At 74.5% G+C, this 26,598-nt stretch carries 28 protein-coding genes; 11 read left to right on the top strand and 17 right to left on the bottom strand.

Annotated features, from left to right (window positions below; genetic code table 11):
* Positions 1 to 45: 45 nt before the first annotated feature.
* Entirely contained in the window at positions 46 to 459 is a 414-nt protein-coding gene (locus tag ACQ452_RS06485; protein ID WP_433390967.1) for a hypothetical protein, read from the bottom strand.
* Positions 456 to 1,253 (bottom strand): GNAT family N-acetyltransferase, encoded by a 798-nt coding sequence (locus tag ACQ452_RS06480; protein WP_433390964.1) that lies wholly within the window; start codon positions 1,251 to 1,253, stop codon positions 456 to 458. The genes ACQ452_RS06485 and ACQ452_RS06480 overlap by 4 nt, the downstream gene beginning before the upstream one ends.
* A gap of 145 nt (positions 1,254 to 1,398) precedes the next feature.
* On the opposite strand from ACQ452_RS06480, the gene ACQ452_RS06475 reads away from it, so the two are divergent.
* Entirely contained in the window at positions 1,399 to 1,833 is a 435-nt protein-coding gene (locus tag ACQ452_RS06475) for a PLD nuclease N-terminal domain-containing protein (RefSeq protein WP_433390961.1), read from the top strand.
* Positions 1,834 to 1,875: 42 nt separating this feature from the next.
* Here ACQ452_RS06475 and ACQ452_RS06470 read toward each other — a convergent pair whose 3' ends face one another.
* Both ACQ452_RS06470 and ACQ452_RS06465 read right to left on the bottom strand, forming a co-directional pair.
* A complete protein-coding gene (locus tag ACQ452_RS06470; RefSeq protein ID WP_433390958.1) occupies positions 1,876 to 3,498 on the bottom strand; it encodes an acetolactate synthase in 1,623 nt (540 codons plus the stop codon).
* A gap of 93 nt (positions 3,499 to 3,591) precedes the next feature.
* Positions 3,592 to 4,365: an enoyl-CoA hydratase-related protein gene (locus ACQ452_RS06465; RefSeq protein ID WP_433390956.1), complete on the bottom strand. Its 774-nt coding sequence runs from the start codon at positions 4,363 to 4,365 to the stop codon at positions 3,592 to 3,594.
* A gap of 98 nt (positions 4,366 to 4,463) precedes the next feature.
* On the opposite strand from ACQ452_RS06465, the gene ACQ452_RS06460 reads away from it, so the two are divergent.
* The 4 genes from ACQ452_RS06460 (at position 4,464) to ACQ452_RS06445 (ending at position 7,698) form a co-directional block, all read left to right on the top strand.
* A complete protein-coding gene (locus ACQ452_RS06460) occupies positions 4,464 to 4,940 on the top strand; it encodes a DUF6232 family protein (protein WP_433390953.1) in 477 nt (158 codons plus the stop codon).
* A 413-nt stretch (positions 4,941 to 5,353) separates the two neighbouring features.
* On the top strand, positions 5,354 to 5,833 hold the full coding sequence (locus tag ACQ452_RS06455) for a DUF6232 family protein (protein ID WP_433390951.1): 480 nt from the start codon (positions 5,354 to 5,356) through the stop codon (positions 5,831 to 5,833).
* A gap of 118 nt (positions 5,834 to 5,951) precedes the next feature.
* The gene (locus ACQ452_RS06450; RefSeq protein ID WP_433390948.1) at positions 5,952 to 6,893 is read left to right on the top strand and encodes an alpha/beta hydrolase family protein; all 942 of its coding nucleotides are present in this window, start codon (positions 5,952 to 5,954) and stop codon (positions 6,891 to 6,893) included.
* 76 nt (positions 6,894 to 6,969) lie between these two features.
* Complete coding sequence (locus ACQ452_RS06445; RefSeq protein WP_433390945.1) at positions 6,970 to 7,698, top strand: hypothetical protein; 729 nt, start codon at positions 6,970 to 6,972, stop codon at positions 7,696 to 7,698.
* A gap of 7 nt (positions 7,699 to 7,705) precedes the next feature.
* On the opposite strand, the gene ACQ452_RS06440 is transcribed toward ACQ452_RS06445, so the two are convergent.
* On the bottom strand, positions 7,706 to 8,602 hold the full coding sequence (locus ACQ452_RS06440; RefSeq protein WP_433390942.1) for a ribokinase: 897 nt from the start codon (positions 8,600 to 8,602) through the stop codon (positions 7,706 to 7,708).
* A 14-nt stretch (positions 8,603 to 8,616) separates the two neighbouring features.
* Positions 8,617 to 9,522, bottom strand: coding sequence for an ABC transporter ATP-binding protein (locus ACQ452_RS06435; protein WP_433390940.1), 906 nt, complete (start codon positions 9,520 to 9,522; stop codon positions 8,617 to 8,619).
* Positions 9,523 to 9,542: 20 nt separating this feature from the next.
* Here ACQ452_RS06435 and ACQ452_RS06430 point away from each other — a divergent pair, with 20 nt between their 5' ends.
* Positions 9,543 to 10,553, top strand: a complete 1,011-nt coding sequence (locus tag ACQ452_RS06430) for an ABC transporter ATP-binding protein (RefSeq protein ID WP_433390937.1) — start codon at positions 9,543 to 9,545, stop codon at positions 10,551 to 10,553.
* Positions 10,550 to 11,569: an ABC transporter permease subunit gene (locus ACQ452_RS06425; RefSeq protein ID WP_433390935.1), complete on the top strand. Its 1,020-nt coding sequence runs from the start codon at positions 10,550 to 10,552 to the stop codon at positions 11,567 to 11,569. Before ACQ452_RS06430 ends, ACQ452_RS06425 begins: the two co-directional genes overlap by 4 nt.
* A 26-nt stretch (positions 11,570 to 11,595) precedes the next feature.
* Here the strand turns inward: ACQ452_RS06425 and ACQ452_RS06420 are convergent, their stop codons facing one another.
* Complete coding sequence (locus tag ACQ452_RS06420) at positions 11,596 to 12,771, bottom strand: ROK family transcriptional regulator (protein WP_433390932.1); 1,176 nt, start codon at positions 12,769 to 12,771, stop codon at positions 11,596 to 11,598.
* Between the two features lie 167 nt (positions 12,772 to 12,938).
* On the opposite strand from ACQ452_RS06420, the gene ACQ452_RS06415 reads away from it, so the two are divergent.
* The gene (locus ACQ452_RS06415) at positions 12,939 to 14,390 is read left to right on the top strand and encodes a glycoside hydrolase family 3 N-terminal domain-containing protein (RefSeq protein ID WP_433390929.1); all 1,452 of its coding nucleotides are present in this window, start codon (positions 12,939 to 12,941) and stop codon (positions 14,388 to 14,390) included.
* A gap of 78 nt (positions 14,391 to 14,468) precedes the next feature.
* Positions 14,469 to 15,671, top strand: coding sequence for a PP2C family protein-serine/threonine phosphatase (locus ACQ452_RS06410; RefSeq protein WP_433390926.1), 1,203 nt, complete (start codon positions 14,469 to 14,471; stop codon positions 15,669 to 15,671).
* Positions 15,672 to 15,677: 6 nt separating this feature from the next.
* On the opposite strand, the gene ACQ452_RS06405 is transcribed toward ACQ452_RS06410, so the two are convergent.
* Both ACQ452_RS06405 and ACQ452_RS06400 read right to left on the bottom strand, forming a co-directional pair.
* Positions 15,678 to 16,034, bottom strand: a complete 357-nt coding sequence (locus ACQ452_RS06405; RefSeq protein WP_433390923.1) for an STAS domain-containing protein — start codon at positions 16,032 to 16,034, stop codon at positions 15,678 to 15,680.
* A gap of 371 nt (positions 16,035 to 16,405) precedes the next feature.
* Positions 16,406 to 17,068: a GNAT family N-acetyltransferase gene (locus tag ACQ452_RS06400; RefSeq protein WP_433390920.1), complete on the bottom strand. Its 663-nt coding sequence runs from the start codon at positions 17,066 to 17,068 to the stop codon at positions 16,406 to 16,408.
* 277 nt (positions 17,069 to 17,345) lie between these two features.
* Here ACQ452_RS06400 and ACQ452_RS06395 point away from each other — a divergent pair, with 277 nt between their 5' ends.
* The gene (locus ACQ452_RS06395) at positions 17,346 to 17,534 is read left to right on the top strand and encodes a DNA repair protein (protein ID WP_433390917.1); all 189 of its coding nucleotides are present in this window, start codon (positions 17,346 to 17,348) and stop codon (positions 17,532 to 17,534) included.
* A gap of 115 nt (positions 17,535 to 17,649) precedes the next feature.
* Positions 17,650 to 18,168, top strand: a complete 519-nt coding sequence (locus ACQ452_RS06390; RefSeq protein ID WP_433390914.1) for a hypothetical protein — start codon at positions 17,650 to 17,652, stop codon at positions 18,166 to 18,168.
* A 5-nt stretch (positions 18,169 to 18,173) separates the two neighbouring features.
* Here the strand turns inward: ACQ452_RS06390 and ACQ452_RS06385 are convergent, their stop codons facing one another.
* From ACQ452_RS06385 to ACQ452_RS06350, 8 genes are all read right to left on the bottom strand, one after another.
* Entirely contained in the window at positions 18,174 to 18,896 is a 723-nt protein-coding gene (locus ACQ452_RS06385) for a Clp protease N-terminal domain-containing protein (RefSeq protein ID WP_433390911.1), read from the bottom strand.
* A 123-nt stretch (positions 18,897 to 19,019) separates the two neighbouring features.
* Entirely contained in the window at positions 19,020 to 19,625 is a 606-nt protein-coding gene (locus ACQ452_RS06380) for a response regulator transcription factor (protein WP_433390908.1), read from the bottom strand.
* Positions 19,622 to 20,770: a sensor histidine kinase gene (locus ACQ452_RS06375; RefSeq protein ID WP_433394009.1), complete on the bottom strand. Its 1,149-nt coding sequence runs from the start codon at positions 20,768 to 20,770 to the stop codon at positions 19,622 to 19,624. The genes ACQ452_RS06380 and ACQ452_RS06375 overlap by 4 nt, the downstream gene beginning before the upstream one ends.
* Positions 20,771 to 20,808: 38 nt before the next feature.
* Positions 20,809 to 21,639, bottom strand: a complete 831-nt coding sequence (locus ACQ452_RS06370; RefSeq protein WP_433390905.1) for an ABC transporter permease — start codon at positions 21,637 to 21,639, stop codon at positions 20,809 to 20,811.
* Positions 21,636 to 22,568 carry an ABC transporter ATP-binding protein gene (locus tag ACQ452_RS06365; RefSeq protein ID WP_433390902.1) on the bottom strand — a complete coding sequence of 311 codons (933 nt, stop codon included), beginning with the start codon at positions 22,566 to 22,568 and terminating at the stop codon, positions 21,636 to 21,638. Before ACQ452_RS06365 ends, ACQ452_RS06370 begins: the two co-directional genes overlap by 4 nt.
* 203 nt (positions 22,569 to 22,771) lie before the next feature.
* The gene (locus tag ACQ452_RS06360) at positions 22,772 to 24,094 is read right to left on the bottom strand and encodes a cytochrome P450 (protein ID WP_433390899.1); all 1,323 of its coding nucleotides are present in this window, start codon (positions 24,092 to 24,094) and stop codon (positions 22,772 to 22,774) included.
* Positions 24,091 to 25,587 carry an amidase gene (locus ACQ452_RS06355; protein ID WP_433390896.1) on the bottom strand — a complete coding sequence of 499 codons (1,497 nt, stop codon included), beginning with the start codon at positions 25,585 to 25,587 and terminating at the stop codon, positions 24,091 to 24,093. Before ACQ452_RS06355 ends, ACQ452_RS06360 begins: the two co-directional genes overlap by 4 nt.
* 1 nt (position 25,588) lies before the next feature.
* Positions 25,589 to 26,419: a hypothetical protein gene (locus ACQ452_RS06350; protein ID WP_433390893.1), complete on the bottom strand. Its 831-nt coding sequence runs from the start codon at positions 26,417 to 26,419 to the stop codon at positions 25,589 to 25,591.
* Between the last annotated feature and the right edge of the window lie 179 nt (positions 26,420 to 26,598).

The following is a 26,598-nucleotide window of genomic DNA, read 5'->3' as shown; positions in this document are numbered from 1 at the left end:
TCGGGCGGCCTCCCGGGTGACACAGGTCACCGCCGCCCGGTCGGCTCACGCCGGCTGATCCAACGCGCCCCTGATCCGCTCGATGACCGCCGCCTCGGCGGGGGCCACGCCCCGGTGCGCGCCGGCCGCCCGCTGCGCCGCGGAGAGCACCACCCGGCGGTAGTCCGCCACGTCCCGCGGCGACTTCTCGCGCAGGATCCGCACCGCCCGGCCCAGCGCAGGCAGCACCACCGCCTCGATCCCCCGCTCCGGGTCCCGGGGCAGCTTCGGCAGTGGGCCACTGGTCAGGGCCGCCTTCACCACCCCGCTGCTGTCGGCCACCACGCCGGAGGCGGCGAAGCTCTCCCGGAACAGGGCGATCACCCCCGGATCCGCGTTCGCCACCAGGAACACCGCCCCGAAAGCACCCGTCTTCAGGGTCAGCCGCTCCTCGGCCGTCAACCGCTGCTCCATGATCATGAAGTGTAGACGTAAGGAGTGGTGGTGGTGACCGGGACGAGACCGAGCCGCTCCAGGATCGGCCGGCTCTCGTCGGAGGCGTCCACCTCGAGCAACGTCCGGTCGCGCTGGGCCGCCAGCCGGGCCCGGTAGGTCACCAGCGCCCGGTAGATGCCCCGGCGGCGCCACGGCGCGAGCGTCGAGCCGCCCCACAGCGTGGCGAAGCCCGTCCCCGGCACGTAGCGCACCCAGCCGGCGCTCACCACCTCGCCGCCCGCCTCGGCCAGCACCACTGTGACGGAGTGCGGGTCGGCGGCGATCTCCCGCTCCAGGCCGGCGGCCAGGTGACTGCGGTCGGTGCCCCAGACCGCCGTCTCCATCGCCGCGATCCGGTCCAGGTCCGCCCGGCTGGTGACCTCGCGCAGGCGTACGCCCGCACCGACGACCGGCAGCGCGGCGGCGAGCGGCGCGACCGGCCCGATCACGACGGTCTCCAGATCCTGCGCCACGAAGCCCGCCGCACGCAGCCGGTCCGGCAGGTCCGCCGGCTCGTCGTGGCTGTGCAGCTTCCACTCCACCGACCCGCCGCGCGCCCGGAAGAACTCCACCTGCCGGGCGATCAGCTCGTCCAGGGCCGCTCCGGTCAGCCCGCCCAGGTCGCGGTAGGTGATGAAGCCGCCGGCGTCGAAGCCGAGGATGCGGATCAGCGGGCCGTCGCGTTCCACCGTCACCCCGACCGGCAACGGGTCGGGCACCGACGCCCTCAGCTGGTCGTCGTAGATGTTCCGCAACGTCATCACATCAAGATCCGTCATCGCTTCAGGCTACGACCGCACGGGAGCGGAAAACAGGCGCGCGGGGCGGCGATGTCGTGGGCGGATCCGCCGGCCGCGCGCCGTCGACACCCGCCGGACGGTACGCGGGCTGGGCCCGCGCCAGGCGGTGCGCCATCATTGACCCATGGCCCGGCTCTACGTCCTCCTCTTCGTCGCGCAGATCGCCCTCGCCGCCTGCGCGCTGATCAGCTGCCTCTCCGCCGAGGAGGGCGAGATCAAAGCCCTGCCCCGGATCGCCTGGGTGCTGATCATCCTGTTCTTCCCGTTGGTCGGCTCCCTCGCCTGGTTCGTCGTGGGACGCGAGCGCGGCCCCGAGCGGCCCGGAGGCGGGGCGCCGAAGGGCCGGATCGTGCCGACCCGGCAACGGCCCCGCCCGGTCGCCCCCGACGACGACCCCGATTTCCTCCGCTCGCTCGGCGAGCGTTCCCACCGGCAGGACCAGGAGCTGTTCCGCCGCTGGGAGGAGGACCTGCGCCGCCGCGAGGACGAGATGCGCCGCCGCGACGGCGAGCCGCCGCGCGAGGAGGACCGCCCGGAGGGGTCCACCCCCGGCTCCTGAGTCCGGCGCCGCCGGGCTCCCGGCGACGACGGCGGATGCGACTCAGGCCAGGTTCGACGAGCGGGGGTACGCGTCGGCCGGGTCGGTGAGCACGTTGACCAGGTACGGCACCCCGGCGTCGAACGCCCGCCGCAGCGCCGGCCCGAGGTCGGCGGACTTCGCCACCGTCTCGCCGGCCCCGCCCAGGGCACCCACCACCTGGTCGTAACGCAGCTCCGGCTGGAGGTCGGCGGCGACGTCGTAGCCGTACATGGCCCGCATCGGGTGCTTCTCCAGGCCCCAGATGCCGTTGTTGCCGACCACGATCACCACCGGCAGCTTCTGCCGGGCGAGGGACTCCACGTCCATCAGCGAGAAGCCGGCCGCGCCGTCACCCATCAGGACGCAGACCTGCCGGTCGGGGTGGCTGACCCGGGCGCCCATCGCGTAGCCCATGCCGGTGCCGAGGCAGCCGTACGGGCCGGGGTCGAGCCAGGTGCCGGGCTGCGCGGGCTCCAGGTAGCGGCCCGCGTACGAGACGAAGTCGCCCCCGTCGCCGATGGTGATGGCGTCGCGGGCCAGGACCCTGCGCAGCTCGCCGTAGACGCGGGCGGGCCGGATCGGGTCCGTCTCGGCGGACATCTCCTCGGCGTCGCGGGCCTTCGCGGCGTCCTCGGCGGTACGCAGCTCGGCGATCCAGTCGTCGTGGTCGGCCCGGTCGCCCGGGTGGTCGGCCAGCGCGGTGAGGATCAGCCGGAGGTCACCGGCGGGGGCGGCGGCCGGCTGGACGTGCCCGGCCCGCTGGCTGGGCGCGTCGACGACGTGCACCACCTGGGCGTCGCCGAAGTCACCGAAGCTGAGCCGGAAGTCGAGCGGGGTGCCGATGACCACGACGACGTCGGCGCCCTTCAGCGCCACCCGGCGGGCCTTGCCGAAGGCGAGCGGGTGCTCCGGCGGCAGCGCGCCCCGGCCCATCCCGTTGGTGAAGACCGGCACCCGCAACGCCTCGGCGGCGGCCCGCAGGGCGTCGACCGCGTCGCCGGCGTACACGTCGGAGCCGGCGATGATCACCGGACGGGACGCGGCGGCGATCAGGCCGGCGGCCCTCGCCACCTCGTCGGGGTCGGGCTCGATCGGCGCGATGCCGGGCAGCGGGGGCAGCTCGGCGTCGGCGACCGAGAAGACCGCCTCCAGCGGAAGGTCCAGGAAGACCGGGCCCCGGTGCGGGGTGAGCGCGGCGGTCAGCGCCGCGGTCACCGCGCGCGGGATGTCGTCGGGACTGAACACCGTCTCGGCGTGCTTGGTGACCGGGGCGACCAGCGGCAGGTGGTCCATCTCCTGGAGGCTGCCGGAGCCCCAGCGGAACTGTGGGGCCCGACCGCCGAGCACCAGCACCGGTGAGGCGTTGAAGTGCGCACTGGTCAGCCCCGAGATGCCGTTGGTGACGCCGGGGCCGGCGGTGAGCACGGCGAGGCCGGGGCGGCGCTGGAGCTTCGCCACCGCCTCGGCCGCGAAGACCGCCGACTGCTCGTGCCGCACGTCGTAGAGGGGGAAACCGGCCTTGTGCGCGGCGTCGTACAGCGGAAAGACGTGCCCGCCGGAGAGGGTGAACATCTCCCGCACCCCGAACGCACGCAGCGCCGCGAGCGCGAGCTCCCCGCCGTGACCTTCGATCCGCTCCGTCATCGCCGCTTCCCCTTCGTCGCCGTCCACGTGGCCGGAGCCACACGCTACTCACCGGTAGGCGTCATGTGAACAGTTGTCGTCCCGACGCCCGGGTCAGCGGCCGGTGAAGTCCGGCTTGCGCTTCGCCACGAACGCCGCCATGCCCTCGCGCCGGTCGTCGGTGGCGAACAGCGCCGCGAAGAGCTGGCTCTCCCAGGCCAGACCGGAGTTCAGGTCCATGTCCAGGCCGCCGTCGACGGCGAGCTTCGCGGCACGCAGGGCCTGCGCCGGGCCGGTGAGGTACGGACGGACCAGCTCGACGGCGGTGTCGTAGACCTCGGCTGCCGGGGCGACCCGGTCGGCCAGGCCGATCCGCAGGGCCTCCTGGGCGTCGACCATCCGGCCGGACATGACCAGGTCCTTGGCGCGGGCCGGGCCGACCAGCCGGGCCAGCCGCTGGGTGCCGCCCGCGCCGGGGATGATGCCGAGCTTGATCTCCGGCTGCCCGAGCTTGGCGTCCTCGGCCACCACCCGCCAGTCGCACGCCAGCGCCAGCTCGCAGCCGCCGCCGAGGGCGTAGCCGGTGATCGCGGCGACGACCGGCTTGGGGATCCGGGCGATCGCGCCGAGGGCGCTGGACAGGTCGGCCGCCCGGTCCGCCATGTCCACGTAGGACATGTCGGCCATCTCCTTGATGTCCGCGCCGGCCGCGAAGACCTTCTCACCGCCGTACACGATGACGGCGCGGACGCCCGGGTCGGCGGTGGCCGCCGCGGCGGCGGCGCGCAACTCCTCCTGGACCTGGGTGTTCAGGGCGTTCATCGGCGGCCGCTCCAGCCGGATGGTGCCGATGCCGTCCCTGGTCTCCAACCGCACGAACTCGCCCACGCTGGCCTCACTTCCTCGTCGAAGTCGCGTACCAACCTTACGACCCGGATCGTTGGGGTAAGTAGTGTGGTCTCAGGCCCGCCACCGGGAGTACCGCCATGATCACGTACTACGACGACAGGTCCGTGCAGGTCACCTCGACCGCAGTCCGGGTGGACGGCCAGATCTTCCGGCTGGCCGACATCGACATGGTCTGGCACCAACGGGGCAGCCGGTCCTGGCGGGTGCTGGCCGGGCGCGGCGCGATCGGCGCGGCGCTCGCCGGCCCCCTGGTCGCCGCCGTCCTCGGCATCGCGCTCGCGATCTGGCTGGACCGCTCCCTCACCATCACCATCGCCGTCGTCGGCGCCTCGGTGCTCGTCGGGCTCGCGGTCGGCCCGGTCGCCGACTTCCTCTTCGAGCACCTCGACCGCTCCTACACCCGTGGCAGCCGGCAGTTGGAGATCTGGGCCCGCTGGCGCGGTCAGCCGGTGCGGCTGCTGTGCACCCACGACGCGCTGCGCTTCGGCCAGATCTACCGGGCGGTGCAGCGGGCCGTCGAGGCGGGCCAGCCGGTGCCGTCCCGCCGCCGCTGACCGCCGCCCCCGTCCCCCGCGCGGCGAGCGCCATGCCCGCCGCCCCGCCGTGAGCGCCACGCCCGCCGCGAACGCCATGCCCGCCGCGAGCCGCCCCATCCCCCGGGCAGCCCTCCGGCCGCTTCCACAGACGGGGCGCTCCCCAGAGCAGCGGCGGCAGACGATGGCGGGCGGCAGACGGCGGCGGCGGCGGTGACATCCACCTCGCATCCTTTGGAGCTGACGTCGTAAACGACTCACTCGACGTTGGCGAACGCGAACCCACCCGGCCACTGATGGCCACAGCCGAGGGCCGAGGGCCTGTGATGTCGTAGACGATTCAGCTCCAAAGGGCGCGACCAGTCACCCATCGCCGGCGCAGAGACCGGACTCGGCCCCGCCCGGCGATCGCCCGCCAGCGGTTAGGCTTAGTGATGACCCTCTATTACCGGGACGACGCGGTGCAGGTGACGTCGGAGTCGATCCGGGCGGGCGGGCACGCCGTGGCCATCGCCGACGTGGCGTACGTGTGGCACGCGCAGGGGCCGAAGACGCTGGCGGTACGGGGGCGGGTGCTGGGCCGTGGCGTCCTGGTCCTGCTTCTCTCGCTGCCCCCGCTGGTCGCGGTCCTCTGCGTGCTCTCGCTGGCGTGGTCGGCGCAGGACCGGGGCGAGTGGCAGCTCGCGCTGCTCATCCTCGCCGCGTGCGCGGTCGGCGCGCTGGCCCTGACCCCCTTCCTGGAGATCCCGCTCGGCTGGCTCGACCGCTCCTACGAGCGGGGCAGCAAGGTGCACGAGCTGTGGGTGCAGCACCACGGGCGGGAGGTGATGCTGCTGCGCACGCCCGACGCCCTGCGGTTCGGGCAGATCTACCGGGCCGTGCAGCGCGCCGTCGAGCAGCACGGCGAGCGATGACAGCCGTCGCGATCCGACGACCATAACTTCCCCGTCATGGCGAAACCGGGACGTGGACAGCACCGGGCACCTCTGCTGTCCTGACTGGACGCCCGTCCGCCGGTCCTTGGAGGCTGTCATGTTGTGGAAGGCCACCGTCGCGCTCGCGGCGGCGCTCACCCTGGTGCTGCCCGCGCCCGCGCACGGCGCCGCGCCCGCACCGGCATCCGCCCCGGCCGCCCCGGCCGCCACGCTCGCCGACCCGTCCGCACCCGGCGCGCACGCTGCCGGGTACGTCGACACGACGGTCAGTGCCTCCGGCCGCTCCTTCTCCGCCCGGATCTACTACCCGGCCACCACCGCCGGCAGCGGGCACCCGGTGGCCGGCGGCCGGTTCCCGGTCATCGGCTTCGGCCACGGCTTCCTCCAGGGCGTGTCGAGGTACTACTCGACGATGTCCCACCTGGCGACCTGGGGCTTCATCGTGGTGGCCCCCACCTCGCAGGGCGGCCTCCTGCCCAACCACGGCGCTTTCGCCGACGACCTCAACGCCGCCCTGACGTGGGCCGTCGCCCAGGACACCGCGACCGGCTCCCGGTTCGCCGGGCACGTCAGGGTCGACCGGCTCGGCCTGTCCGGGCACTCGATGGGCGGCGGGGCCAGCATCCTGGCCGCGGCCCGCAACCCGAAGGTGGTCACGGTGGCTAACCTGGCGGCGGCGGAGACCAACCCGTCCGCCAAGTCCGCCGCCGCCACGCTGACCGTGCCGGTCCGGCTGATCGCCGGCGACCGGGACACCACCGCCGGGGTGAACGGCAACCAGCGCCCCATCTACGAGGCGAAGCCGCCGACCAAGCAGCTGCGGATCATCAAGGGCGGCTTCCACTGTGGATTCATGGACAGCGGCGCGGCCTTCTGCGACTTCGGGTCCATCAGCCGGGCCACCCAGCTCGCGCTGAGCCGCCGGCTGCTCACGGAGTGGTTCATGCGCTACCTGACCGGCGACACGTCGTACGACGACGCGGTGTGGGGTGCGCCGGCGCAGAACGACCCGCAGGTCAGCTTCGAGGGCGTGCGCTGACCGGTCCCGGGAGGGGGTGACGCGCACCGCTGCCCGTGCCCGGGTGCCGCTGGCCGGCCCGAGGCACACTGGTGAGATGGCGATCCCCCTCCCGCGGCCCGGCGCCGTCGTCGGCCTCACCCGCTCCGCACTGGACCAGGCGTTCGGCTCGGCCGCGTCGTTCGCCGCCGCGCCGGCCCGCGCGTTCGCGGTACTCGACGGGGTGGAGGCACTGCTGCACCGGATCAACGCGGTGGTGGACCGGATCGAGGGCACCCTCGACCGCACCGACCGGGTGCTCGACGACGCCGAGGGCGCCGTCCGCGAGATCGCCGTGATCAGCGCCGCCGCCACCACCGCCATCGAGACCGCCACCGAGGTCGCCGCCGCGGCCACCGTCGTGGTCGGTCAGGCGGAGCAGGTCTCCGCCGCCGCGGCCGTCGTGGTCGCCGAGGCGCAACGGGTGGCCGGTCGGGCCGCCGGCACGGTGGTCGCGGCCGAGACGGCCGCCGGCACCGCCGCCGAACTGCTGGCCGCGTACGAGCCGACGCTGCGGCGGGGCGCGCCGATGGCGGCCCGGTTCGTCGAGCACCTCAGCCACGAGGAGGTGACCGCGGCGATCCGGCTCATCGACGAGCTGCCCAGGCTCAAGCAGCACCTCACCGCCGACGTCCTGCCGATCCTCGCCACCCTGGACCGGGTCGGCCCCGACCTGCACGACCTGCTCGACGTCACCCGTGACCTGAAGCTCGCCGTCGCCGGCATCCCCGGGCTGGGCATGCTCCGCCGCCGCGGCGAGAAGCTCACCGACGACGCCGAGGCGTGAGCGACGATCAGGCCGGTACGTAGAGTTCGTCGATCTCGGCCCGGCTGGGCAGCGCCACCGAGGCACCGAGCCGGCGGGCACAGGCCGCCCCGGCCGCCACCGCCCAGCGCACCGCGTCGACCACGTCCCGGCCCTCGCCCCAGGCGACGGCGAGGGCGGCGGTGAAGGCGTCCCCGGCGGCCGTCGAGTCCACCGCGTCGACCTTGACCGCCGGCACGTGCACGGCGGTGCCGTCCCGGTCGCCGTACCAGGCGCCCTCCGCGCCGAGGGTGAGCACCGCCCGGGGGGCCAGGTCGAGCAGGGCCGACGGCTCGCCCCGGCCGCGCCCGGTGAGCGCCTGTGCCTCGGTCTCGTTGACCACCAGCAGGTCCGTCGCCGCCAGCAGCTCCGGCGGCGCCGGCACGGCCGGGGCGGCGTTGAGCACCACCCGGGTGCCGGCCGCCCGGGCGGCGAGGGCCGCCCCGGTCACCGTGGCGACCGGGATCTCCAGCTGCGCGAGCAGCACGTCCGCCCCGCGTACGGCGGCCAGCTCCGGCTCGGTCAGGCCGGTCATCGAGGCGTTGGCGCCCGGGCTGACCAGGATGGCGTTCTCGCCCTCGGCGTTGACCATCACCAGCGCCACCCCCGACATGCCGTACGTCGTGCGGAGCTGGCCGGTGTCGACGCCGGCGGCGGTGATCCGCGCCCGCAGGGTGACGCCGAACGAGTCGGAGCCGATCGCCCCGAGGAAGGCGCAGGAGGCACCGGCCCTGGCCGCGGCGACGGCCTGGTTGGCGCCCTTGCCGCCGGGCACCATGACGAAGTCGGTGCCGAGCAGGGTCTCCCCCGGCCGGGGCAGGGCGGCGGCGGTGCCCACCAGATCCATGTTGGCGCTGCCCACCACGACGACCCGGGTCTGCCGCATCCTGGACCTCCCCGTCAGGCGGCGCGGGCGGTGAACCGGTCGCCGGAGCGCTGGACCACCAGCGGCAACCCGAAGGTCTTGGAGAGGTTGTCCCCGGTCAGCGTGTCGTCGAGGAGCCCCTGCGCCACCACCGCGCCCTCACGCAGCAGTATCGCGTGGGTGAAGCCGGGCGGGATCTCCTCCACGTGGTGGGTCACCAGCACCAGCGCCGGGGCGTCCGGGTCGTACGCCAGCTCGGCCAGCCGGGCGACCAGGTCCTCGCGCCCGCCCAGGTCGAGCCCGGCGGCCGGCTCGTCGAGCAGCAGCAGCTCCGGGTCCGTCATCAGCGCGCGGGCGATCTGCACCCGCTTGCGCTCCCCCTCGGAGAGGGTGCCGTAGGTGCGCTCGGCGAGGCCGCCGATGCCGAGCTGGTTCAGCAGGGCCCGGGCCCGGGCCTCGTCGCTGCTGTCGTAGCTCTCCCGCCAGCGTCCCAGCACCGACCAGGCGGCCGTGACGACGACGTCGCTGACCCGCTCCTCGGCGGGCACCCGTTCGGCGAGGGCGGCGGTGGAGAGCCCGATGCGGGTACGCAGCTCGTTGACGTCGGTGCGGCCGATCCGCTCGCCGAGCACGTGGGCCGCGCCGGTGGTCGGGTGCAGCCGCCCGGCGGCGAGGTTGAGCAGGGTCGTCTTGCCGGCGCCGTTGGGCCCGAGCACCACCCAGCGCTCGTCCAGCTCGACCCGCCAGTCCACGTCGTGCAGCAGTGCCGTGCCCGCCCGGCGCACGCCGACGCCGTCGAGGCTGACCACCAGATCCTCGTCCCCAGTCACCCGACCATCCAACCACGCAGCGCCGGGGCTCCCCCCACGGGCGGCGCCCCGGCCATAGGGTGAGGCACCGTGTCGTTGGTCACCACAAGCTGAGGACGGTCCATGCCGCATCGGAGCACGCGGGCCCGCCGGTGAGCGCGGTCATCGAGATCGAGGGTCTGCGCAAGACCTTCCGCAGTGTGCGGCAGGGCCGCCGGGTGGCGGTCGACGGTTTCGACCTGCTGGTGGAGGCCGGCCAGATCCACGGGTTCCTCGGTCCCAACGGCTCGGGCAAGACCACCACGCTGCGCGCCCTGCTCGGGCTGGTCCGGGCCGACGCGGGCCGGATGGCGGTGCTCGGTCACCCGTCGCCGGACGGGCTGCCCCGGGTGGCCGGGCGGGTGGGGGCGATCGTGGAGAGCCCGCAGTTCTTCGGCAACTTCACCGGCCACCGCACCCTGCGCCTGCTCGCCCGGGCCGGTGGCGTACCGGCCGCCCGGGTCGACGAGGTGCTGGAGCGGGTGGGCCTGCGGGACCGGGGCGACGAGCGGGTCAAGGGCTATTCGCTGGGCATGAAGCAGCGGCTGGCGGTGGCCTCCGCCCTGCTCAAGGACCCGGAGCTGCTGATCCTGGACGAGCCGGCGAACGGGCTGGACCCGGCCGGCATCCGGGAGATGCGGGACCTGATGCGCTCGCTGGCGCAGGCCGGCGTGACGGTGCTGGTCTCCAGCCACATCCTGGCCGAGATCCAGCTGATCTGCGACCACGTGACGATCATCGCGCGGGGCCGGCGGGTGGCGGCCGGGCGCGTCGACGAGGTGCTGGCCGGCTTCGACCGGCGCGAGCTGCTGGTGCGGGTGGACGATCCGCAGCGGGCCGGGGAGCTGCTGACGGCGGCCGGGCTGGCGGTGACCGGGCACGACGGGCACCTGGTGGTGGGCGACGTGGACGACGCCACCGAGGTCAGCCGCACGCTGGGCGAGGCGGGCCTCTGGGTGCGCGAGCTGACCCCGTTGCGGCCCGACCTGGAGAGCGTGTTCCTCGAGCTGACCGGCGCGGCGGCGCACCCGACGCTGCCCCGGCAGGTGGACGACTCGGTGCTGCCCGACGGCGGGCCCCGGGAAACGGTGATCGACCTCGACGTGCGGGGAGTGGACGCGTGAACCTGGTCCGTGCCGAGCTGGAGCGCCTCGGCGCCCGGCGCTTCGTGCAGCTCATGCTCGTCCTGCTGGTGCTCGCGTTCGGCGTCACGGCGGCGACCACCCTGGCGGGGTCCCACCGGCCCACCGACCAGGAGATCTCCGCCGCCGAGTTGCAGGCCGCCGCGGCCCGCAGCGAGCTGCACCGCGTCCACCAGCTCTGCCTGGACCAGCGGCGCGGCGTCGTACTGCCGGACGACGTGCGGGAGTACGTGCCCAACGACTGCGACGAGGCCGACCCGGCCCTGATGGGGTGGGTGCCCGTGGCGGCCGACTTCCTCGTCGGGGTGTTCGTCTTCGCCGAGGAGGCCGAGGCGCTGCTCTACTTCCTCGTCGCCTTCCTGGCGCTCTTCGGGTTCCTGGTCGGCGCCTCGTACATCGGCGCCGACCTGAACTCCGGCGGTGTGGTGAACCTGCTGCTCTGGCGCCCTCGGCGGATGACCGTGCTCGGGACCAAGCTGGGCACGCTGCTCGGCGGGACGGCGCTGCTGTCGGTGCTCGCCTCGGCGGCGTACCTCGGGACGTTCTGGCTGATCGCCCAGGTCGCCGGGCGGCCGGGGCCGCTCGACGGGGAGTTCTGGGGTCTGCTGGGCGCGGCCTGGGGCCGCGGCCTGCTGCTGGTGCTGCTGCTCACCACGGTCGGCTTCGCCGTCGCCACGCTGGGGCGGCACACCTCGGCGGCCCTGGGCGCGGTGGCCGGGTACCTGGTGGTGTGGGAGCTGGGCGCCCGGTTGGTGCTGGAGATGCTGGACGTCGTGAAGCCGGAGCGGCTGATGCTCTCCAGCTACGCGGCGGCCCTGTTGAACGGTCGGGCCGGGTTCTGGGACACCCGGTCGTGCCCGTCCGGTGGCTCGGGCTTCTGCGCTGGCGACGGGGCCTGGACGCTGACCTGGCAACCGTCGCTGCTCCTGCTGCTCGGGTTGACCGGCGCGCTGACCGCCGTCGCCTTCGCGACGTTCCGCCGCCGTGACCTGATGTGACCCGCTCCGACGCCCGCCGGCCCCGCTCAGCCGACGGTCGAGCCGAAGACCTCGTCGCGGACGGCGTCCAGCGCGGTGCGCAGCGCGCCCTGCAGGATCGGCTCCTCCGTCAGCCCCGTCGGCACCACCCGGGGGCGGACCAGCGTGATCGCCGCGACCTCGTGCTGCACCCGTTCCGCCAGTGCCGCCCCGCCGGCCTGGCCGACCTCGCCGGCGAGCACCACCAGCGGCGGGTCCAGCACCACGCAGGTGCTCGCCACGCCCAGCGCCAGCCGGCGGGCCACCTCGTCGAGCATCGGGCCGCCGGCCGTGCCGTCGGCCACCGCCGCCCGCACCGCGACGGCGCCGGTGTCGTCGGGGTAGCCGTGCGCGCGGGCCAGGTCGCGGACCGCGTCCGCGCCGATCAGCTGCTGGAACGCCGGCTTCGCCCGACGCGACACGTCGCGCGGGATGGGGGCGCCGGGCACCGGCAGGTAGCCGATCTCGCCGGCCGCGCCGCTGCTGCCGTGGTGCAGCCGACCGCCCAGCACGATCGCCAGGCCGACGCCGGCGCCCACCCAGACCAGCACGAAGTCCCTCAGGCCGCGGGCCGCGCCCGACTGCGCCTCGGCGATGGCCGCCAGGTTGACGTCGTTCTCGAAGACCACCGGGGTGTGCAGGTCGTCCCGGAGCGCGGCGAGCAGGCCGGTGTGCCAGCGGGGCAGGTTGAAGGCGAAGGTGATGTCGCCCGTGCCCGGGTCGACGAGACCGGGGGTGCCCAGCACGATCCGCCGTACGCTCGACAGGTGGGCTCCGGCGCTGCTGGCGGCCTGGACCACCGCGTTGTGCACGACGCCGACGGGGTCGTCGGTGTCCTGGGTCGACTGCTCGACGCGGCCGATCACCGAGCCGGTGATGTCCGCGCAGGCGGCGACCACCCGGTCGGCGCCGACGTCCACCCCGACCACGTGGGCGCTGCCGGGCCGCACGGCGTAGAGCTGGGCGTTGGGCCCCCGGCCGCCGGCCTGCTCGCCGACGCGGGTGACCAGCCCCCGTTCCTCCAGCCGCTCGACGAGCTGGGAGGCGGTGACCTTGGACAGCCCGGTCAACTCGCCCAACCGGGCCCGGGTCAGCGGTCCCCGCTCCAGCAGCAGCTCCAACGCCGCGCGGTCGTTGAGCGCCCGCAACAGGCGGGGGGTGCCGGGCAGCCGGGTCGCACTCATGCCACGTCCTCTAGTTTTGATAAAGCTTGCTTACTGTGAACTGACCTGCCAGCGGGTGACCGACAGCGTATCGGCCGCCAGGAGGCGGGACGCTCGGCCGACCCGGTACGTCACCGACCCCCGCCGGTACGCCTCGCGTGCCGGCGGGAACGAGAGGGGAAGATCACGTGGGGCTCGATCCAGGACTGCGCCGGCTCGCGCTCGGCACGCTGCTCGCCGCGTACCCGGGGCCGGTGCCGCCGGACTGGGCGGTCGAGCTGGTGGCCGAAGGGCTCGCGGGACACACCCTGTTCGGCACCAACGTGCACGATCCGGGGCAGGTGGCGGCGAGCACCGCCGCCCTGCGGGCGGGCCGCCCGGACGTGCTGATCGCCATCGACGAGGAGGGCGGGGACGTCACCCGGCTGGCGCACGCGACCGGCAGCCCGTACCCGGGCAACGCGGCGCTCGGCGCGATCGACGAGGTGGACCTGACCCGCCGGGTCTACGAGGCGATCGGCGTGGAACTGGCCGGCCTCGGCGTCACCGTCAACCTCGCGCCGACCGTGGACGTGAACACCGCCGACGACAACCCGGTGATCGGCACCCGCTCGTTCGGCGCCGACCCGGACCGGGTCGCCGCGCACTCCGCCGCGGCCGTGACGGGGCTCCAGTCGGCCGGCGTCGCCGCCTGCGCGAAGCACTTCCCGGGGCACGGCGCGACGGTCGCCGACTCCCACCACGAGCTGCCCACCGTGGACGTGTCGCCCGACGTGCTGCGCCGGCGTGACCTGCCGCCGTTCGCCGCGGTCGTGGCGGCGGGCGCGCGGGCCGTGATGACCGCGCACATCCGGGTGCCGGCGTTGACCGGCGACGGCCCCGCCACGTTCAGCCGGGCCGTCCTCGTCGACCTGCTACGCGGCGAGTACGGGTTCGCCGGCGCGGTCGTCACCGACGCCCTGGAGATGAAGGGCGCCGCGGTGGCGGCCGGCGGGGTCGGCCCGGCCGCCGTCCGGGCCCTCGCCGCCGGCGCCGACCTGTTGTGCATCGGCGCCGAGGTCGACGCCGAACTGGTCGAGCGGGTGGTCGCGGAGATCGTCGGGGCGCTCGCCGACGGCCGCCTGGACCGGGCGCGGGTGGAGCAGGCGGCCGGCCGGGCCGCCGCGCTCGCCGCCTGGACCCGGGACGCCGGCACGGCGTCGGCCGTTCCCGACGGGCTCGGGTACGCCGCCGCCCGGCGCGCCGTCCGGGTGGAGGGGGAACTGGCCGGCCTGCACCGCCCGCTGGTCGTGCAGTTGCACGCCGCGTCGACGATCGCCGAGGGGCGGGTGCCGTGGGGCCTCGGCCCGCACCTGGGCGGCGCCGACGAGCTGCGGGTGGTCGCCACCGAGACCGGGCCGGCCGCCCTGCGCCAGCTCGCCGGGGACCGGCCGATCGTCCTGGTCGGTCGCCATCTGCACCGGTTGCCGGGCGGTGCCGACCTGGTGACCGCCCTGGCCGCCGAGCATCCGGTGACAGTGGTCGAGATGGGCTGGCCATCCCGGTGGCGGCCGGCCGGCGCGCGGGCGTTCGTCACCACGTACGGCGCGAGCCACGCCTGCGGCCGGGCCGCCGCGGAGGTGCTCGGCCTGCGCGGCTGACGCCGGCGTGGCGGATGCGCCCGGGTCGGGGGCCCTCCGGCCGGCTTCGACCGGGCCGCCGGCGGGTATGCGGTCGGCATGACCGCCACCGACCCCTGGCACCGGGCGCTGGCCGACCTGGTGTCCAGGTCCCACCGGCTGCCACCGGACGAGCTGCCGGCCGCGGTCGGCGCCGTGCTCCGGCCGTTGGGCGTGGCCGCGACCGTCTACCTGGTCGACGCTGAGCAGCGTGACCTGCGCCCGCTGCCCGACGCGGGCCGCCCGACGCCGCGGGTGCTGCCGATCGACACCAGTCTGGCCGGCCGCGCCTTCACCGAGGTGCGGGTGCGCCCGGGGCAGGGGCCACCGCCCCGGCTGTGGGTGCCGATCGTCAACGGCACCGACCGGCTGGGGCTGCTGGAGGTGTTCCCGCCGCCCGGCACGGACCTCGCCGACGAGGCGTTGCGCGACGGCTGCCGGCTGGTCTCCGGGCTGCTCGGCCACCTCGTCACCAGCAAGAGCGGCTACGGCGACGTCCTGCACCGGGCCCGCCGCAGCCGCCCGATGGGGGTCTCCGCCGAGCTGCTCTGGCAGCTCCTGCCGCCGCTGACCTTCGCGACTCCGCAGGCCGCGATCAGCGCCCTGCTCGAACCCTGCTACGAGGTCGGCGGGGACGCCTTCGACTACGCCGTGGACGGCGGGATCGTGGCGCTGGCGATCCTCGACGGGGTGGGCCACGGCCTGCCGGCGGTGTTGACCACCTCGGTGGCGCTGGCCGCGTTGCGGGCCGCCCGGCGTGCCGGCGCGGACCTGGCCGGCCTCGTGCGGGCGGTCGACACCGCGATCGCCGGCCAGTGGCGCGACGCGCGTTTCGCCACCGCGGTGCTCGCCGAGTTCGACACCGCGAGCGGGCTGCTGCGCTACGTCAACGCGGGGCATCCGCCCCCGGTGCTGCTGCGGCGGGGGCGGGCCGTGCGGGTGCTGACCGGTGGGCGGCGGCTGCCGCTGGGCCTGTCCGACGCCGGGGTGGAGGTGGCCCAGGTCCGGCTGGAGCCCGGTGACCGGCTGCTGCTGCACACCGACGGGATCACGGAGGCGCGTGATCCGGCGGGCGTGATGTTCGGGCTGCCACGCCTGGTCGATCTCGCCGAGCGGCACATCGGTTCCGGGCTGCCGGCCGGGGAGACGCTGCGCCGGCTCAGTCACGCGGTCACGGAGCACCAGGGTGGGACACACCAGGACGACGCGACCCTGATGCTCGTCGAGTGGTCCGCCGACGCGGCGGCGAACACCGAGCCCTGAGCGTCCTCAGTCCAGCCCGCGCCAGCCGTGGGCGGTGGGCCGGACGGCGTCGTCGTCGGGGAGCCCGAGCAGCGCGCCGACGGCGGTGATCCGCAGGACCCGCGCCACCACCGGCTGCGGGTCGGTCACCCGCAAGGTCATGTCCCGCCCGCGGGCCTCGGTGGCACCGCGCACGAGCACGCGTATGCCGCTGGAGTCGAGGAAGCGCACGTCGGCGAGGTCGACGACGACCTCGCGGACGCCGGGCCGGCCCAGCGCGTCGGTGATCGTCGCCTCGAGCGCGTCGGCGGTCGCGAGGTCGACCTCACCCGTCGGGCGCAGGACCAGTTGCCCCGGCTTCGTGCCCTGTGTGCGCCGGTCCATCGCCCGCCTCCACCGTCGAGATGTGCGCCGGCACCGGCGCGACTCGACCATACCGCCAGCTTCCTGCGGGTCCCGCCGGGTGCCTGCCCGGCGGGCGGTCGGCCTGAGTCGCACGCTGCGTCACCGACGCCAACGGAGCCATCCTCCGAATAGCCGCAGGTCACGTCCGCTATTCGACACAGGAATCCCACCTCTGACGTCTTGCCGTCGCGTCTGCTGATACGTAGCGTAGTCGATGCTGGCCGACCCGCCGGGATCCTGGGGGGAGACCGCGGACCGTGGATCCGGCCCGGGAGCCACGGTCCGCGCCCCGCCTCGCGGGGCGCGGCGAAGCGCCCTGCCGCTGTGGCTGTTCCGCGCCGGCGGGCAGGTCAGGGCGGGTAGACCCCGAACGAGCGCCAACCCCGGTCGGGGAAACCCGCGGCGGCGGCGACCCGGGCGGAGGCGGCGTTGGCGGTGTCGTGCAGGTACGTCGGGACGGCCCCCTCGTCGAGCACCCGGCGTGCCGCCTGGGCGACCAGCCGGCGGGCCAGCCCGCGCCCGCGGGCCGCCGGCGCGGTCCCGACGGCCAGCTCGTGGCCGTACGCGTCGTGTCGCTTGGTCCCGACCCCGGCCAGGTAGCGCCCCCGGTCGTCGCGCGCCACCAGCACCGGGCGGTCGAACAGGCGCAGCCAGGACGGCAGCCCGGCGGCGGTCGGGGCCACCCACTCCCCCGCGTCCGGCAGCGGTGCCGGTGCCGTGCTCCACCGGAACACGTCGTCGTGCACCGCCCAGTGGGGTTGCCCGACCGTGGCGGGCAGCGCCGGGAGCAGGGGGGCACCCGGCCGGCGGGCCAGCTCGCGGACCGCCGCGACCCGGTCGGGGGCCACGGAGAGCACGGTGCTCGCGTCGGAGGTCACCGCGACGGCCGGCCGGAGGCGGCCGTCCCAGGCCGGTCGGGCCCGCCGGTGCGAGCCGACCACGTGCAGCCCGGGCCCGGCCGGCCACTGGCCGAGCCAGCTCGCGAGGTGCAGGTGCAGCCGCCGGTCGAGCATCGACGCTCACCTTCCCCACGGCTGTCGGTGGTCACGCGGCGGGCCGGTCCGCCACGCCGACGATCACCGTACGCGGCCACGGCGGCGGCGCGCGAAGGAACCCGTCGGCGGGGCGGCCCGGCGCGAGGGTTGAAGGGCGGGGCGGGCGGGTAGACGCATCGGAACAGGTCACTGGCCGCGGCTTAGCGGCGCGCGGCGGATCACGGGAACCAACCGCACCGATCCATCGTCATATCGATTTTCATACATCGACAACTTTGTTTGGGACGGTATGGTCATGCCAAATCAGTCGAACGACCGGTACCGCCAGGACCCCGAGCGGCTCTGGCCGGCCATCGAGCCCGGCGGGCGGTTTCCGGCGTCGGCGTACCGGGGTCGCCGTGGCGGGGTCGGGACGCCGCCGTGGAGCGGGGTGGACCAGCAGCCCGCCGGCGCCACCTCGCGGGGCGGCCTGAACACCCGCTGACCGCCCCGCGCGCCGCCGCGACACACCCGGTGCGGTCCACCGGCGGCTTTCGCACACCTGTCGGGTAATTTCTCTTGGTCCGGCATCCCGGCCTACGACAGGAGAAGCTCCGCGCATGGGCAAGAAGACGATCCACGTCTCCGACTTCAGCGGCACGGTCATCCAGCCCGACGACGAGGTGGTCCGCGTCGTCGTCCTGGAGCACCCCGACCTGGTCGCGGGGCCCGTACGGTTGGAGGTGACGCCGAGCGAGGTGGAGAGTATCGACGACGCCGCGCTGGACGTCGCGGTGGTCGAGATTTACGACCGGCACGGCGACGGCGAGCCACGCCGGGTGGTGTTGACGGCGAGCGAGTTCGACGCCATGGCGACCGACGTGCCGATGGCGCAGCTGCTGCGGACGGCCGAGCGGGTCCGCCCGCCGAAGGCCCGCAAGGGCGCGGAGCGGGTCGACTACGCCACGATCGAGCACGCCGGCCGACCGCACCGGGGCCGGGTCACCGAGGATGAGGCCCTGCTGGTGCGCGAGCGGCTCGACGAGGTCAACAAGCGACTCGCCGACGCCGGGATCCGCCAGGTCGACCCGACGGACCCCGAGCACGCCGCCCGCTACGGCTTCCCCACCGCCCCCTGACCCGGTCAGCCGCGTAGCTGCACGGCCCGCAGGGCCGCCGCCACCCACTCCTCGGCCGCCGCCTTGGTGACGCCGAGGCCGCTGAGGACGCCGGCGCCGTTCTCGTGCTCCAGGAGCGCGAGCAGGAGGTGCTCGGTGCCGACGTAGTTGTGCCCCAGCCGCAGGGCCTCCCGGAAGGTCAGCTCCAGCGCCTTCTTGCCCTGCGCGTCGTACGGGATCAGGTCGGGCACCTCGGCGGCCGGGGGTGGCAGCGCCGCCGTCGCGGCCTCGCGTACCCGCTCGAGCGGCACCCCCTGGGCGACGATCGCCTTCGCGGCGAGGGCCTCCGGCTCGCTGAGCAGCCCCAGCACCAGGTGTTCGGGGCGGATCTCGGCATGGCCCGTGGCCCGGGCCTCGTTCTGGGAGGCCATCACCACGTTGCGGGCCCGGGGGGTGTAGCGGGCGAAGCCCTGCTGCGGGTCGGGCGCCTCGTCGGCCTTCGACACGAAGCGCTTCTGGGCCGCCTGCTTGCTGACGCCCATGCTGCGGCCGATCTCGGTCCAGGACGCACCGGAGCGGCGGGCCTGGTCGACGAAGTGGCCGATGAGGTGGTCGGCGACGTCGCCGAGGTGGTCGGCGGCGATGACCGCGTCGGTGAGTTGGTCGAGCGCGTCGGGGCGCGCCTTCTTGATCGCCAGGATCAGGTCGTCGAGGCGTACGGGATTGCTCATCTGCACTGGATCCGTCATGCGTCAACGATAGGTTGACGATCCCTCACCGTCAACCAAAAGTTGACGATCAGGGTCGGTGTCGGACCGCGACGGCCCCGCCCCGGCCCGGCGAACCTGGACCGCGCCCGCCGGGCGGCGCCCTCAGAGCCAGCCGTTGTCCCGGGCGGTGCGGAACGCCTCCGCCCGGTTGGCCACCCGGAGCTTGCTGACCGAGGCGGAGAGGTGGTTGCGCACCGTGCCGGCGGAGAGATGGGTCCGCCGGGCCACCTCCGCGACCGGCGTGTCGTACTCGGCCAGCCGGAGCACGTCCAGCTCACGCGGCGTGAGCGGGCACTCCGGCGCGGTCAGCGCGTCCGCGGCCAGCGCCGGGTCGACGTACCGGCCACCGGCGTGCACCCGGCGGATCACGTCGGCGAGCGTCCCACCCGGCGCGCCCTTGGGCAGGAAGCCCTTGGCCCCGGCGGCCAGCGCGCGTTGCAGGTGCGGCGGCCGGCCGTGCCCCGTCAGGATCACCACCTTGCAGGCGGGCAGGACGCGAGCCAGCTCCGCGGTGACCTCCAACCCGTCCAGGCCCGGCATCTGGAGGTCCACCACGGCGACGTGCGGCCGGTGGGCGAGCGCGGCGGACACGGCGGCCCGCCCGTCGGGCGCCTCGGTCACCACCTCCAGGTCGGACTCCAGGCCGAGCAGGGCGGCCAGCGCCGCGCGGATCAGGTCCTCGTCGTCGGCGAGCAGCACCCTGATCACGGGCGGGTCCGCACCGTCACGTCGAGGCGGAACACCCCGTCGTCGATCCGGTGGCGCAGCGTCCCCCCGGCCTCGGCAAGCCGCTCGGCCAGGCCACGCAGGCCGAAGCTGTGCCGGTCCGGCGACGCGCCCTCGGCACCGTCGTTCGTCATGCTCATCCGCACCTCGTCCTCGTCCTGGCTGATCTCGATCGTGCACCAGGCGGCCCGGCTGTGCCGCAGCACGTTTGTGCTCGCCTCACGCAGCACCGCGACGAACTGCCGGGCGATCTCCGACGGTACGTCGTCCGGGGGCAACGCGACCGCGCAGCGGATGCCGGAGGAACGCAACACCTGCTCCACCGCGGCGATCTGGTCCCCCAGGTCCACCGCACGGTAGCCGTGCACCACCTCGCGCAGCTCGACCAGCGCCGACGCGGCCAGCCGCTGCACCTCGGCCGCCTCCGAGCTGGCCCGCCCGGCGTCGGTCGCCGCCAGCCGGGACGCCAGCTCGGCCTTGAGCGCGATGACCGACAGGCTGTGCCCGAGCAGGTCGTGCACGTCGCGGGCGAAGCGCAGCCGCTCCTCGGTGGCGGCGAGCCGGCCCTGGGCCGCCCGCCCCCGCTGCGCCGCCACGAGCAGCCCCCACAGCCAGAGCTGCAGGGCGTTCCACGCCGCGACGGAGAGCCCGACCACGACCACGATGACCACCTGGCCGCGGACCGGGGCACCCGTGGCGGCAGCCACCCCGCCGGCCGCCGCCACGGTCAGCACCACGGCCGGGAGGGCAATCTCCCAGCGCGGCAGCATCGGCACCGAGCCGATCACCGACGCCCCCAGGAAACCCCAGGTCGACCACTGTGGAGCGCCCACCGGGCCGACGAGGGGGACGGAGAGCACGGCGGCGACCGCGAACGCGACCAGCAGCCGGCGCCGCGTCGACCCGGCCAGCCACGGGGTGATCGCCGCGTACAGGGCGCCGCACTGGGCGACGACGAAGACGACGATCCCGACGGCGCCGGCCACCACCCACCGTGGATCCGGCTCCGCCCACAGCCCCGCCCCGGCCAGCAGGAGCGTGGCCAGGACACCGCTGCCCACGGTGCTGAGCGTCACGACGCGCGCGCGGCGCAGGCCGAGATCCCTCTCGACCTGCGCCCGCTGCATACTCACGAACTCGATGCTATGCGGAGCGATGACGTCGATCATCCGTGCCGGGGCTCCCACCGGAAGTAACGGCGCGCCAGCAGCAGCGACACCACCAGCCAGCCGAGCAGCACGGCGAGGGAGGGCAGCGCCTCCACGAAGGTCCCGCCGAAGCTCAGCGCCCGCCCGCCGTCAGTGCTGCCGAGCCAGCCGACCCGCAGCATCTCGGTGAACGGACCCGTGGGCAGGAACCACAGCACCCGCTCCAGCGACTCCGGCAGCGCACCGAGCGGCAGCAGCGCCCCCGGGGTGGCCAGGAAGATCACCATGGACGGCAGGGTGGTCAGCATGGCCGCCTCGGAGGTGCGGGTGACGGCGGAGAGCACTGCGGAGAACGCCGCCATGACCGCGGCCCCCAGCAGCAGCGCGACGAGCATGACCAGCGGGTTCGCCGGCGTCGGCAGGCCGAGCCCCCACATCCCGTAGAGGGTGAGCACGATGGCCTGGACGAGGAAGGTCAGCACGGTGCTGCTGGCGGTGCCCAGCAGGATGGTGCGGTCCGAGGGAAGACCGGCCCGCAACCGCTTGAGCACCAGTTCCTGCCGACGCGAGGCGTACACGGTGGTCAGGTGGTGGTGCACCACGAAGACCACGAGCAGGGAGGTGACGCTGACGACCCGACGGACGCCGGGCACGGCGTCCCCGCCGTAACCGCTGGTCAGCAGGATGCCGATCAGCAGCGGTGTGACCACCGACAACGCGGTGGCCGTCCAGTTGCGACGCAGCGCCAGCAACTCCATCCGCAGCAGCGCGAGCATCTGCCAGAGCGGGCGGGCGGCCCGGTCGGTGGTAGTGGTGGTGGGGGTCTGGGTGGTCGTGGTCTCGCTCATCGGGCAACTTCCCGTTCCGGTCGCTGGTCGGTCAGGTCATGGTCGGCGGCGATGCCCAGGAAGACGTCCTCCAGGGTGGCCGGCCGTGCCGACAGGGCGGCCAGCCGGATGTCGGCCGCGTTGGCCCAGTCGAGCAGCCGGGTCAGGTCGGCCTGGAGCTGGCGGGACTCGTAGGTGACCCGGTCGCCCTGCACCGAGCGGGTCGCGTGCGGCAACTCGGGGGGCAGGCCCGTCGACGGCAGCCGGAAGGTGATCCGGGCCGGCAGGGTACGGACGACGTCCTCCGGGGCTCCGGTGGCGACGACGTGCCCGCCCCGCATGATCGCCACCCGGTCCGCGAGGACCTCCGCCTCCTCCAGGTAGTGCGTGGTGAGCAGGACTGTGGTCCCACCCTTCTGCAACTCGCGTACGACGTCCCAGGTGCGGCGCCGGGACGCCGGGTCCATGCCGGTGGTCGGCTCGTCGAGGAAGAGCACCTCCGGCCGGCCGAGCACCGCCAGGGCCAGCTCCAACCGCCGGCCCTCGCCGCCGGAGAGCTGCTCGACGGCCACGTCCATCCGGTCGACGAGGTCGACCAGCTCCAGCACCTCGGCGACGGTGTGCGGCCGGACGGTCAGGGACCGCCAGATCTCCACGGTCTCCCGGACGGTCAGCGAGCCGGTGAACCCGCCGTGCTGGAGCATCACCCCGGTCCGGGGACGAAGCGCCGTCCGGTCCCGCACCGGGTCGAGCCCGAGCACCCGGACCAGGCCGGAGGAGGCGGGCTGCAGGCCCTCCAGGACCTCGATGGTGGTGGTCTTGCCGGCCCCGTTGGTGCCCAGCAGCGCGAACAGCTCGCCCCGCTGGATCCGCAGCGACACCCCCCGGACCGCTTCGAACTCCCCGTAACTGCGGCGCAGCCCGTCCACTTCGATCACGACGTCATCCATGTCCTTCAGGCTGCCGTTGACCGCCGACAGATCCAACCCCCGGCGCGTCACGTCTCGACCGTGTCGTACGCATGCCCCACCCGTGTGGGTCTCCCGGGTGCTTCGCCCGTCCCGACGTGTCGCCGGCGACACGCCGCCGCCCGCCCCGACGTGAGGTCGGGGCGGGCGGGTGCGGTCGGGACCCTGGGCCGGTGCGGCGTCCGCTACCGGACGCCCGCCGGCACGCGTGCCGTCAGCCGGGCGTTCACCGGGCCGTCCGGGCGGAGCGTCAGCAGGGGTGTGAGCGTCATGTCGTGGCCGACCGTGTCCACCCGGAAACGCGCCAGCAGCGCCTTCAGCACCACCGTCGCCTCCTGCAACGCGAACTGCATGCCGACGCAGGCGCGCGCCCCGCCGCCGAAGGGGAGGTACGCGTAGCGCGGCCGCTCGTGCGTGCCGACGAACCGGGACGGGTCGAAGCGGTGGGCGTCCGGCCAGAAGGCCGGGTGCCGGTGGGTGACCCACGGGGAGATGAGCACCTGGGTGCCGGCGCGCACGGGATAGCCGGCGATCTCGGTGTCCACCAGGGTCACCCGCTCGGTGGTGTGCGCCGGCGGATACAGCCGCATGCCCTCCATGACGCTGGCCCGCACGAGCGCGTCGGCCTCCGGCCCGGCGGCGGCGATCCGGTCCTGGATGTCCGGGCGCCTGCCCAGCTCGTGCAACGTGAAGGTCAGCGCGCCCGCGGTCGTCTCGTGGCCGGCGAGCAGGAACCCGAGCACCTCGTCGCGGATCTCCTGGTCGGACAGCCCCGCCCCGGTGTCCTCGTCGCGTGCCCCGCGCAACCGCGTGAGCAGGTTCTCCGCCGCCGGGTCGGCGTCGTGCGCGCATCCGTCGAGCACCGCGTCGGCGATCGCGAACAGCCGCCGGCGGACGTCCCGCAGGGTCCGGTTGCGCGGCGTGGGCAGGGACAACGGTAACCGGAACAGTTGCAGGCGGCGCGCGGTCGAGGTCTCCCCGAGCAGGCCGACCAGCTCCTGCAACTCCCCCACCACGGCGTCGATGTCGTCGCCGAAGAGCGCCCTGCCGACGACCCGCAGCGTGTAGCGCTGCATGAGGTCGTGCAGGTCCACGACGTCCCCGTGCCCGGTGGTGGCGGCGACGGTCCGCTCCGCCTCCGCCGCCATGAGGGCGCCGTATCCCGCGACCCGCCGGGCGGTGAACAACTGCTGCACGATCCGGCGGTGCCTGCGCCACGTCTCGCCGGTCAGCGTCAGCAGGCCGTCGCCGATGCTCTCGCGGATCACCGTGAACCCGACGGTGTCGCGGCCGAAGACGGCACTGTCGAGCAGGGCCCGCGCCACGTCGTCGGGGTGGTAGGCGGCCACGGCCGTGAAGCCGATGCCACCCCAACCCGGGCCGAAGCGGTAGGCCACGCAGTCGCCGTACGCCGCGAAGGACTCCTCCAGCGCACCCAGCATGTCGCGCTCGAACGCGGGCACGACGCCGAGCAGCGGGTGGCCCGGCGGCCCCGGGATGGCGCTCATCGGGCGACCCGGGGGTCGGCCCCGACGATCGGCGCCACGTCCACCGGGAGTTCCGGCAGCACCCCGGCGAGCGCGGCGACCTTCGACCAGATCACGCTCACCTGGTCCAGGTCGCCCTGCCCCATCGGGACGCCCAGTTCGTCGAAGGTCTGCGCCAGTCGGGCCCGCTGCACGGGGTCGACGTTGTCGACGGGCGCCGCCGGGGTGGCGACGGCCGCGAGGTCGGCCGCCGGTGCGCAGTCCAGCTTCGGCTCGCGGTCGTGCCAGCCCGTCCGCCGCTGGTACACGTCGGCGATGGCCGCCAGCTCGAAGTCGCGGCCCGGGGCCGCGGCCAGTTGCAGCGACAGCGGCAACCCCTCGCCGTCGGCCCCCATCGGCAACGCCAGCGCGGGGAAACCGACCGCGCTCCAGACGCTGGGCAGGAAGGAGATCGTCTGAAGGTTGGCCTGGTCGTCGTAGCGCGGAGCCACGGACGGCCAGGTGGGCGTGGCGATCACGTCGACCTCCCGCAACCGGGCCCGCAGGATGTCGGCACCCCACCCCCGCACCCGCTGGGCCCGCAGGTAGGTCTCCGCCGACAGCACACCGCCGAGCGCGACGTTCCACCGGAACGGCCGGCCGTAGTCGGCCCAGCGCGCCCGGAACCGCGCCCCGTGCACCTCGAACGCCTCCACCAGCATCGTCACGAGTTGCGCGGCGAAGAGCGGGATCGCCTCGTCGAACGGCACGTCGACGACCTCCGCCCCGGCGGCCCGCAGCTCGTCGAGCGCGGCGTCGAAGGCGGCGGCGGTCTCGTCGGCCAGCGCGGCGGCGTACCGCACGAGGTCGCCCGGGACACCGACGCGTACGCCCGCGAGATCGGCCAGCGGGGGCCGGGACAGCTCGGCGGGCCGGTCCGCCATCACGGCGAGCAGCCGCGCGCACTCCCTGGCCGTACGCGCCAGCGGTCCCACCGTCTCCACCGACCGCGCGAGCGGATGGACGCCCGCCGCGGGCAGCAGACCCTGCGTCGGCTTCAGCCCGGTCACCCCGCACAACGCGGCCGGGATCCGGATGCTGCCGTTGCTGTCGGTGCCGATGCCCGCGTCGAAGAACCCGGCGGGGATGCCGTTGGCGCTGCCGCAGCTCGATCCGCCGGTCCACCGGTGGGGGTCCCACGGGTTGCGGGGCACCGGGAAGGTCGCGTCCGGGTCCGGCCGGGACAGGGCGTGCTCGGCCATCGTGGTCTTGCCCACGACCAGCGCGCCCGCCGCGCGCAGCCGCGCCACCACCGGCGCGTCCCGGTCGGACCACCAGCTCGCGTCGTGCACCACGCTCTGGCACGTGCTCGGCGCCCCGGCCACGGCGACGAGGTCCTTGACGCCGATCAGCGTGCCCCGCAGGGGGCCCTCGGGGCGGGCGTCGGTGACGGGGAACCGGTGCAGGAACGAGCCGAGCACCGGGTCGAGCCGGTCCGCCCGGTCGGCGGCCTCGGCGAGACGGTCGGCGGGCATGTCAGCTCACCACCGAGAACTTCTGCCAGCCGGTCGCGACGACCTCCGGCGCGGAGAGTGTCGCCGACGGCCGGTCCGGGTCGAACCCGCCGGTGTGCAGGTGGACGACGAGGGTGCCGTCGGCACGCAGCCCCATCAGGTCGGGCCGGCCGTCGAGGTCGATGTCGGTCACCGTGACGATCTCGAACTCCTGCCAGCCGCGACCGATCGTGAACCACCGGCCCTCGCCGCGCCACCACGGTCCGGCGCCGGAGTCGTCGTACGCGAACTCGTACACGTCGAGGTCGCCGTTGGCACGACGGACCAGCAGGTCGGGTCGCCCCGTGCCGGTGACGTCGGCCATGGCGAACGGGAAGTCGTCGACGTCGACGGTCACCAGGCGGTGCGCGGAGCGGTCGTAGGTCTCGTTCGCCCGGACCTCCCGCCGGTTGAAGAACGCGTCGACGTTGCCCGCGTTCTCCTCACGGCCGAACATGTCGTCGCAACCGTCGAGGTCCACGTCGGCGATGCCGAGGGTCTCCCACTTCTTGTCGTCGCGGGCGCCCGAGATGCGCACGGGGTCGCCGAGGGTGTCGAGGCCGTTCAGGCCGCCCCGGTTCGGATACAGGAAGATACCCACGTTCTCGTTCATCGGTTTCATGCTCAGCCCGATGACATCGGCGTAACCATTGCCGTTGATGTCGATGGTGCGTACCAGGTAGTGGTCGCGCACGGGATCGAATCCGGTGCCGATCAATTCGGGGCTGCCGAACGTCTCGGTGCCTCGGAAACTGCCACTGTGGGGAAAGACGAACAACTCGCCCGTGGTGTCGTCCCGGACCATGATGTCCATCTTCCCGTCACCGTTGAACGAATGACAGTGACCGTTCCCCTTCATACGTGCCACAACACACCTCCCCGCACGGGCCGCCGAATGCGCAGCCCAGGACCACGACAGGTCTGACGATGGCGGGTGCGGCCGTCGCGGGGTAACCCCTACGGGCACCCCTCATCCCCCCGGAAAAAGGCGCC

Source organism: Micromonospora sp. KLBMP9576 (assembly GCF_050941805.1).
In the GTDB taxonomy this organism is placed as follows: domain Bacteria; phylum Actinomycetota; class Actinomycetes; order Mycobacteriales; family Micromonosporaceae; genus Micromonospora.
Note: the sequence above shows the minus strand (reverse complement) of the source record. Positions and strands in the feature narration are given on the sequence as shown.